The sequence below is a fragment of the Rhodococcus sp. NPDC003382 genome (assembly GCF_053589135.1).
In genome coordinates, this window is sequence record NZ_JBSFRH010000040.1 from 48,808 (window position 1) to 57,708 (window position 8,901).

6 protein-coding genes are annotated in these 8,901 nt (G+C 68.0%); 3 read left to right on the forward strand and 3 right to left on the reverse strand.

The window, feature by feature from the left end; genetic code table 11:
- Positions 1–42 precede the first annotated feature (42 nt).
- Positions 43–696 (reverse strand): hemerythrin domain-containing protein, encoded by a 654-nt coding sequence (locus ACWDUD_RS23225; protein WP_450110816.1) that lies wholly within the window; start codon positions 694–696, stop codon positions 43–45.
- A gap of 87 nt (positions 697–783) precedes the next feature.
- Here ACWDUD_RS23225 and ACWDUD_RS23230 point away from each other — a divergent pair, with 87 nt between their 5' ends.
- Together ACWDUD_RS23230 and ACWDUD_RS23235 are read left to right on the forward strand one after the other, a co-directional pair.
- Positions 784–1,902, forward strand: coding sequence for a response regulator transcription factor (locus ACWDUD_RS23230; protein ID WP_248672939.1), 1,119 nt, complete (start codon positions 784–786; stop codon positions 1,900–1,902).
- Positions 1,903–2,046: 144 nt separating this feature from the next.
- Positions 2,047–3,600 carry an AMP-binding protein gene (locus tag ACWDUD_RS23235; RefSeq protein ID WP_450110822.1) on the forward strand — a complete coding sequence of 518 codons (1,554 nt, stop codon included), beginning with the start codon at positions 2,047–2,049 and terminating at the stop codon, positions 3,598–3,600.
- 35 nt (positions 3,601–3,635) lie between these two features.
- On the opposite strand, the gene ACWDUD_RS23240 is transcribed toward ACWDUD_RS23235, so the two are convergent.
- On the reverse strand, positions 3,636–4,682 hold the full coding sequence (locus ACWDUD_RS23240) for a type IV toxin-antitoxin system AbiEi family antitoxin domain-containing protein (protein ID WP_450110817.1): 1,047 nt from the start codon (positions 4,680–4,682) through the stop codon (positions 3,636–3,638).
- Between the two features lie 153 nt (positions 4,683–4,835).
- Positions 4,836–5,993: a globin domain-containing protein gene (locus ACWDUD_RS23245; RefSeq protein WP_450110818.1), complete on the reverse strand. Its 1,158-nt coding sequence runs from the start codon at positions 5,991–5,993 to the stop codon at positions 4,836–4,838.
- A gap of 258 nt (positions 5,994–6,251) precedes the next feature.
- Here ACWDUD_RS23245 and clpB point away from each other — a divergent pair, with 258 nt between their 5' ends.
- Positions 6,252–8,807: an ATP-dependent chaperone ClpB gene (gene clpB, locus ACWDUD_RS23250; protein ID WP_450110819.1), complete on the forward strand. Its 2,556-nt coding sequence runs from the start codon at positions 6,252–6,254 to the stop codon at positions 8,805–8,807.
- The last annotated feature ends 94 nt before the right edge of the window (positions 8,808–8,901 follow it).

Sequence of the window (8,901 nt, forward strand, 5' to 3'; positions counted from 1 at the left end):
CGTCCGCCCTCCTTTCGTTCCGGGTGGGTGCCGTGCGTGCGCCTATTCCCATCTGCGGGCGCGGCGGTACCGCGGTTCCCACCAGAACCGGTGGAGGAGGCGCAAGGGCAGCGGCAACTCGCTGTACACCAGACGGATCCGGTCCTCCGGTGCTCCCTCGAACAGGTACGGCGTCGTCGCCGCGACATCGGAGAAGGACATCTTGCGCAGCGCGTCCTTGGAGATCCGGTGCCATTCCTCGGACGTCAGGGCGCGGGCGACAAGGGGCAGTGCGTCCCGTTCCTCGTGGGCGAGATGGGACCGCAGCAGGTGCACTATCGCGTCCAGACGTTCCGCCAGGACGTCGGGTCCGTGTTCGCGGTCGTCGAACGCTTCCTCGACGGCCGCGAGCGTCGGATCGATGAGTGAGTGTTCGGATTCCATCGCATCGAGCACTTCGAGGGCGTCCGGCTCCTGGTCGAGCCGGGTTCGCATCAACGGCCAGAGGAACTCGTCCTCGATCGTGTGATGCTGATGCAGTTCCCGGCTGAATCCGTGCCAACCGAGCAGCACCGCATCGTGGGTGGCCGGGTCCTCGGGGACACCCTTCTCGGCGACCCGGGCAAGACGTTCGGAGTCGCGCCGGAAGGCGTCGTGGATGAGGTACATGACCTCGAGATCGGTATCGGACATCGGAGTGGATTTCGTAGTGGTCATCGGTCCTTACCTCCTGGCTGGCCCGTCTCCAGATTCCGATCTCCCATGTCCGTTCTCAATCCCACTTTCGTGGGGAATACTGGCTCCATGGACGCGGCGCGCTCTGCCGCCCGGTTGAAGTCGACGGTCCGTCGCGCAGTACGGACTGCGACCGACTCCGCGGATTTTCGGACGCAGATTCTCGATGCACTCCGCGAACAGGTCCCGTTCGACGGCGGGGTTGTGGCGCTCCTGGATCCCGCAGTCCGCGTTCCGACGGCGGCGACGAACATCGGTTTCGACGACTATGCCGGAAAGCTCTGCGCCGAACTCGAATACGGACCGGACCCGGATACCTTCAGTTTCGACGAATTGTTTCGCCGACCGGGTGCAATCTGCAGTGTGCGGCAGGTGACCGGTGGGCGATTCAGGACCTCCCGGCCGTACCGCGAGTTCCTCGAACCGATCGGCGTCGACGACGACGTGCGCATGTTGTTCCGTGGCCGTGACGGAACATGTTGGGGTGTAGCCGAATTGTCGAGATCCGAGATGCATGCGTTCACCGACGCCGAGATCGGTACCCTCACCGCGGTCCTTCGCGACATCGGTGACGGTCTCCGGACGAGCCTGCTCCGCCAGGCCGCGTACACGAATTCGGAGTCGGATGACGGTCCTGCGGTCGTGATCGTGGACGACCACGACGAACCGGCGATGACGACACCTGCGGCGCGGGCCTATTTCGACCGGCTCGGCTGGACGGCATCCGCCCGGCCGGCGGGGGAACTGCTGGTGCGCTTCATCGCGATGCGGGTTCGTTCCTCCGGCGGCGGGCCGGTCGTGGTGCGGGCCAGGACACTCGACGGCGAATGGGTCGTGCTGCGGGCCGTGGGCACCGCGGACAGGACCGGGCCACCCGGGGTGGTGGTCAACATCGAGCGAGCGCACCTGCCCGAGGTCGTCACCTTCATCGCCGCGGCTCACGGCCTGTCCGCGCGGGAAACCGACGTGGTGCGTCAGGTGCTGGCCGGACGCACCCGCGAGGAGATCGGACGAGCCCTGTTCATCAGCCCGTACACGGTGCAGGACCACCTCAAGAGCATCTTCGCCAAGACCGGGGTGCACAGCCGGCGCGACCTGGTGGCGCGGCTGGCATGGTCGCACTACGTGCCGCGGCTCGGTGATCCGGTGGCGTCCGACGGTTCCTTCGCGGCCGCGGCGGGCGGGTGACTTCTCCGGTGCCTGCGGGCAGCGAAATGCAACATGTTTCAGTTTTCGGCGTCCGGCGGTTATCGTGACGGACAGCAGGTGACGGAGCCCACACCGGCGGAGCTGCCGTCACCCCACGCCGTCACCACGAGCGGAAGGACGACCATGACCGAGGAGTACGCCGACCTGCACCGGCCCGTGTTCACCGGGGACCTGCTGATCACCGCACTCGACCGAAGCGCCGACAAGCCCGCGCTGTACCTCGGCGACGTGGTGCTCACCGGTGGTGAAATGCGCGACGAGATAAGCCGGTTCGGGCAGGCGCTCGCGTCCGTTGGCGTCGGGCAGGGCTCGTCGGTGGCCATGCTGTCGAAGAACCGCCCCGAGGTGCTCATCTCCATGGGCGCGACGATGATCGCCGGTTGCCGCAACAGCGCCCTGAACCCGATGGGGTCGCTGACGGATCACCTGTACATCGTCGAGGACGCCGCGATCGAGACCCTCATCTTCGATCCCAACCACTTCGAGGAACGCGCCGCGGAACTGAAGGCGCAGGTCCCCACTTTGAAGAACGTGTTCTCGCTCGGTCCGTCGGAGGTCGGCACCGACATCCTGGCACTCGCGGCGACGTTCACACCGCAGCGCCTCGTCGCCGCACCGGTGGACGCCGAGGACACCTCGAGCATCGTCTACACCGGCGGCACCACCGGCAAGCCGAAGGGTGTGATGGGGGCGTTCCGGTCCGGTGTCGCGCTGACCCAGATCCAGATGGCCGAATGGGAATGGCCCGAGGAACCCCGGTTCCTGATCTGCACGCCGCTCTCGCACGCGGGCGCCGCGTTCTTCGTCCCCACCCTGCTGCGCGGCGGATCGCTGTACGTTCTGCCGTACTTCGATCCGGCGCTCGTGCTGGAGACCATCGAGAAGCACCGCATCAACGCCACGATGCTCGTGCCGACGATGATCTACATGCTGCTCGACCACCCCGACTTCGACAAGCGCGACCTGTCCAGCCTGCAGACGCTGTTCTACGGCGCCTCGGCGATGTCGCCGGCGCGGCTGCGTGAGGGCATCGAGCGGCTCGGTCAGGTGTTCTTCCAGTTCTACGGGCAGTCCGAGTGCGGCATGACCATCTCGGTGCTCCGCAAGAGCGAGCACATCGCCGACGACCCCGAGCGCCTCGCCACCTGCGGCCGGCCCGTGCCGTGGCTCGACGTGCGCCTGCTCGACGACGACCTCAACGAGGTGCCGCGCGGCGAGCTCGGCGAGATCTGCGTGCGCGGCCCCCTGGTGATGAAGGGCTACCTGAACAAGCCCGCCGAGACCGCCGAGGCGCTACGCGGCGGCTGGCTGCACACCGGCGACGTGGCCCGCGCGGACAAGGACGGGTTCCTCACCATCGTCGACCGCAAGAAGGACATGATCGTCACGGGCGGTTTCAACGTCTTCCCCCGCGAGATCGAGGACGTCATCTCCTCGCATCCCGCGGTCGCGTCGGTCGCGGTGGTCGGGGTGCCGGACGTCAAGTGGGGCGAGGCCGTGAAGGCCTGCGTCGTGCTGCGCGACGGCCAGACGGTCACGGCCGAGGAGTTGATCGAAAGCGTGCGCGCTGCAAAGGGTTCGGTGCACGCGCCCAAGTCCGTCGACTTCCTCGATGCGCTGCCGTTGACTCCGCTGGGGAAGCTGGACAAGAAGACGTTGCGTGCCTCCTACCGGTAAGTGCGGCTGACGCCGCCGGTGTGCCTTTGTGGCGGTCAGGGCCGCCAAAAAGACACACCGGCAGCGCAGCTGCACTCGGACGGTGAGCGACGTCGCCACCCGAGGCGGACGAGGACCGCTTCGACCTCGGCCGCCACGCCGCACGGGTCGCGGACGACTTCGTCGTGGCCGTAGACCAATCGGGACCGGCCGGCCAGTTCGGCGGCGTTGTCCCGGCGACGGTCGCGGAAGGCGACCTCCGCCATCGCGTGGAACCGGCGCCCGTCGAGCCGGACCGTCAACGCGGCTCCGTGGGTGTCGTACGTGCAGTCCTCGTACAGAGTTCGCCCGTCGACGACCACCGGGGTCTGACGGTCCGCCGACGGCAGACCGTGGCGGCGCTCGACGTCGGTGGCGTACCGGAACTCGAGCATCGACTGGACGCCCGAGGCGAGCAACCCGACGGCATCCTCGAGTGTCCTGCGGTAGCGATACGGCTTGCGCTCGTGCATGCGACGTCGCACCTCCGACAGGGGAATCCGCCCGTTCGTCACGATGCACACCAGGGCGCTGTAACCGTCCTGCGCAGTGGGTTCGGCCGTCGCCAGATCGATGGCGGTGTCGGCGGTGCTCGTGCGCGGCGGCATCGTCGGCACCGCGATATGCGGATGCGCGCGGCTGCGGTGGACGATCACCCCCGGATGCAGCATCTCCCCGAAGTGCGGCAGCCGGACGTCGCGGGGTTGCGCGGTCGCGAAGGTCGCGGGCTGACCCCTCGTCGACAGACCGAACGGGACGGTGACGTGTACGGGTGCGAGCGGGTCGATCGGCAGCAACCCCCATTCCTCGGCGGCCGTGCGATGGCTGAGGACCGCGACGTCGCCGCAGAACGCCAAGGCGGCGGCGAGGATCGCCGGGCGAGGCAACGGGCCGGTGGTCACCGAATACACGCCGTGGAGGACCTGCTGCCAGCGACCTCGGTCGAGGCGGTGGCGTATCCCGTGCCACGTGAATCCGTGATTCATCAGCTGGGCGCGGGTGACGATGCCGTGCTGGAACGCGACGACCCGGTCGAGTTCGGGGATCTCCGGAAGGAACGACACGCCCTCATGATTGCCGTGTAGACCGCGCGGAGACGTCCGCGAACGGCGGATCGGCGAAATCTGTGGATGAACAGGGCGGGTGGGGATAACCCCGCGGTGTGCACATGTGGCGGCGCCAACCGCCACAAAGGCACACGGGCGGCGTCAGCCGCACTACAGCGGATCGAAACTGATGTTCTGGCGCGGTGTTCCGGCCGCGGACAGGGCGTACAGCGTCGTCTTGATCATCGAGGGGGAGCCGGCGATCTGGATCTGCCGGTCCGCCCACGACCCGAACTGGGCCACGACCTTACCGAGCTTGCCGTACATCGTGCGGTGCAGACCGGTCGGCGGTTCCAGCACGGGAACCGGGTGCCACCAAGGGTTTTCCTTCTCCTCGACGACCGGGACGACGGTGAGCCAGGGGTTGGTCATCGCCAGGTGCCACAGCGTCTCGATGTCGTACAGGTCGCACGGGTACTTGCCGCCGTAGAACAGGTGGACGCGCGGATTGTCCCCGCGCATCGCCATTTCCATGAGCTGCGCGCGCAGCGGGGCCAGGCCGGTGCCGGAGGCGATCATCAGCACGTCGCCGCGCGACCGGTCGACGTGCAGACCGCCGAGTGGCGGGCCGATGACCCACCGGTCGCCGACCGCGGTCTCGCCGACGAGTGCCGGGCTCACCCAGCCGCTGGACACGCGCCGGACGTGGAACTCGATCTGCCCCTGGGGGTTCGGCGGGATCGCCGCGGACAGGTACCGCCACATCTGCGGGCGGTGCGGGGTCTGCACGCTCATGTACTGACCCGCGTGGTACGGGATGGGGGAGTCGGTCTCGAGCCGGATGATCGCCAGGTCCGGCATCACCCGTTCGTGGCCGACGACGGTCGCGCCCCACACGGCGGGCAGGTCGTCCTCCGCGGACGCGATGGCCATGGCGGCGACGAGCCGGCTGATGATCTCGCGCCAGGTGTGTTCGAGCGCGGCCGTCCACAGGATCAGCGGTGTGCACTCGCGGACCGCGACGAGCATCGCCGCCCCGGCCGCCCGGAAGTGCTCGGGTCGCACCCCGTACTTGCGGTGGTCACGGGCGAGCTGAGAGAGGAACGCCTCGACGACGGCGAAATCGCCGAGCCGGTTGACGGCCCACCCGACCGCGGTCGCGAACCGGTGCCGCATCGATTCCATGCCCGCCGGGAACAGCTCGCGCAGGGACGGGTTGTCCGCCCACAGTGCGGTGTAGAACGCGGACGCGAACCGTTCGGGGCCGGTGGGGGTGGCGACGATCGACGCGAAACTGAGCTGGACACGGGCGATGGCGAAGGCCTCCACGCCACCCTCCCACGTGCTGTTCCTGCTGGTCGGCCGCCACTGTAGCTGTTCCTTGATCAATTGCGCCACCAACAGGTGACGTCCGACCGCGGCGGATAGCGCACACTGGAAGCGGGAGGGTGACGCAGATCACCGAAATTCCCAAACTTGAGTGGAACAAACTCAACTTTGGACCCGTTGATCACATCGAGTTCCCGCGGACGGTACTGCGGGCGTAAGAATTGATACGGACACACTCGAGAATGGAAGGGGCCCGTAGTGGACTCGTTCAATCCGACCACGAAGACCCAGGCTGCACTGACCGCTGCGCTCCAGTCGGCGTCCGCTGCGGGCAACCCGGAGATCCGACCTGCCCACCTGCTGGTGGCGCTGCTCGATCAGACCGACGGCATTGCCGCGCCGCTGCTCAAGGCCGTCGGCGTCGATCCCCTCGTCGTCCGGCGGGAGGCCGAGAACCTCGTCGACCGGCTGCCCAAGGCCAGTGGCGCGACCACCACACCGCAACTCGGCCGCGAGGCCGTCGCGGCGATGACCGCTGCCCAGCATCTGGCGACCGAGCTCTCCGACGAATACGTCTCCACCGAGCACGTCCTCGTCGGGCTCGCGAGCGGCGACTCGGACGTCGCCAAGCTCCTCGCCGGCCACGGTGCCACCCCGGCCGCGCTGCGCGAGGCGTTCACCGCCGTGCGCGGCACCGGCCGCGTCACCACCGCCGACCCGGAAACGACCTACCAGGCGCTGGAGAAGTACTCGACGGACCTCACGGCCCGTGCCCGCGAAGGCAAGCTCGACCCGGTCATCGGGCGCGACAACGAGATCCGGCGCGTCGTGCAGGTGCTCTCGCGCCGCACGAAGAACAACCCGGTCCTCATCGGCGAGCCGGGCGTCGGCAAGACCGCCATCGTCGAAGGGCTCGCGCAGCGCATCGTCGCCGGCGACGTCCCCGAGTCATTGCGCGGCAAGACCGTCATCGCCCTGGACCTGGGGTCGATGGTCGCCGGCGCCAAGTACCGCGGCGAGTTCGAGGAACGCCTCAAGGCCGTCCTCGACGAGATCAAGCAGTCCGCCGGTCAGATCATCACGTTCATCGACGAGCTGCACACCATCGTCGGCGCGGGCGCCACCGGTGAATCCGCGATGGACGCCGGCAACATGATCAAGCCGATGCTGGCCCGCGGTGAGCTGCGGCTCGTCGGCGCGACCACCCTCGAGGAATATCGCAAGTACATCGAGAAGGACGCCGCCCTCGAACGTCGATTCCAGCAGGTGCTCGTCGGCGAACCGAGTGTCGAGGACACCATCGGCATCCTGCGCGGGCTCAAGGAGCGGTACGAGGTGCACCACGGCGTGCGCATCACCGACTCCGCGCTCGTCGCCGCCGCGACCCTCTCGGACCGGTACATCACCTCCCGGTTCCTGCCGGACAAGGCCATCGACCTCGTCGACGAGGCCGCGTCCCGGCTACGGATGGAGATCGACTCGCGTCCCGAGGAGATCGACACGGTCGAACGCATCGTCCGTCGCCTCGAAATCGAGGAGATGGCGTTGCAGAAGGAAACCGACGAGGCCTCGAAGGAGCGGCTCGAGAAGCTGCGCAGCGAACTCGCAGACGAACGCGAACGCCTCAACCAGCTCACCACCCGCTGGCAGAACGAGAAGGCCGCGATCGACTCCGTCCGCCAGATCAAGGAACAGCTCGAAGCCCTGCGTGGTGAGGAGGAACGAGCCGAACGCGACGGCGACCTCGGCAAGGCCGCCGAGCTGCGGTACGGCCGAATCCCTCAGCTGGAGAAGCAACTCCAGGCCGCCGCGGAAGCCTCCGGTGCCGCCGCCGACGGCGACGTGATGCTCAAGGAGGAGGTCGGACCGGACGACGTCGCCGACGTCGTCGCCGCCTGGACCGGCATCCCCGCGGGCCGCATGCTCGAGGGCGAGACCGCCAAGCTGCTGCGCATGGAGGACGAACTCGGCAAGCGTGTCGTCGGGCAGACCGAGGCCGTGCAGGCCGTCTCGGACGCGGTGCGCCGCGCCCGCGCCGGCGTCGCGGACCCCAACCGGCCGACCGGCTCGTTCCTGTTCCTCGGCCCGACCGGTGTCGGCAAGACCGAGCTCGCGAAGGCGCTCGCGGACTTCCTGTTCGACGACGAACGCGCCATGGTCCGGATCGACATGTCCGAATACAGCGAGAAGCACTCGGTCGCGCGGCTCGTCGGTGCACCTCCGGGCTACGTCGGTTACGAGGCCGGGGGTCAGCTCACCGAGGCGGTGCGTCGCCGTCCCTACTCGGTGGTGCTGTTCGACGAGGTGGAGAAGGCCCACCCGGACGTGTTCGACACGCTGCTGCAGGTGCTCGACGACGGCCGGCTCACCGACGGTCAGGGCCGCACGGTGGACTTCCGCAACACCATCCTGATCCTCACCTCGAACCTCGGTTCGGGTGGCGACAGGGACCAGGTGATGGCCGCGGTGCGGGCTGCGTTCAAGCCCGAGTTCATCAACCGGCTCGACGACGTCGTCATCTTCAACTCCCTGTCGGAGGAGCAGCTCGAGCAGATCGTCGAGATCCAGCTCGGTCAGCTCGCCGAGCGGCTCGCGGCGCGCCGGCTCACGCTGGACGTCAACGGTGCCGCCCGGATGTGGCTCGCGGTGCGCGGGTACGACCCGCAGTACGGTGCCCGACCGCTGCGTCGCCTCATCCAGCAGGCCATCGGTGACCCGCTCGCCAAGAAGCTGCTCGCCGGTGAGATCCGCGACGGCGACACCGTGCACGTGGGTGTCACCGACGACGGGGATCGCCTGACGATCGGGGCCTGACCTACCCTCGTGGGGCGGTTAGGGGAGAACCCCCACACCCAAACCCCCCCGCGGCCAAAGGGGAGAAAAAAAACAAAACGCCACAAATAAGAAA

Bases quoted from the DNA above. Each gene is read 5' to 3' on its own strand.
- ACWDUD_RS23235 (WP_450110822.1), top strand. From the start codon at position 2,047: ATGACCGAGGAGTACGCCGACCTGCACCGGCCCGTGTTCACCGGGGAC.
- ACWDUD_RS23230 (WP_248672939.1), top strand. From the start codon at position 784: ATGGACGCGGCGCGCTCTGCCGCCCGGTTGAAGTCGACGGTCCGTCGC.
- ACWDUD_RS23225 (WP_450110816.1), bottom strand. From the start codon at position 696: ATGACCACTACGAAATCCACTCCGATGTCCGATACCGATCTCGAGGTC.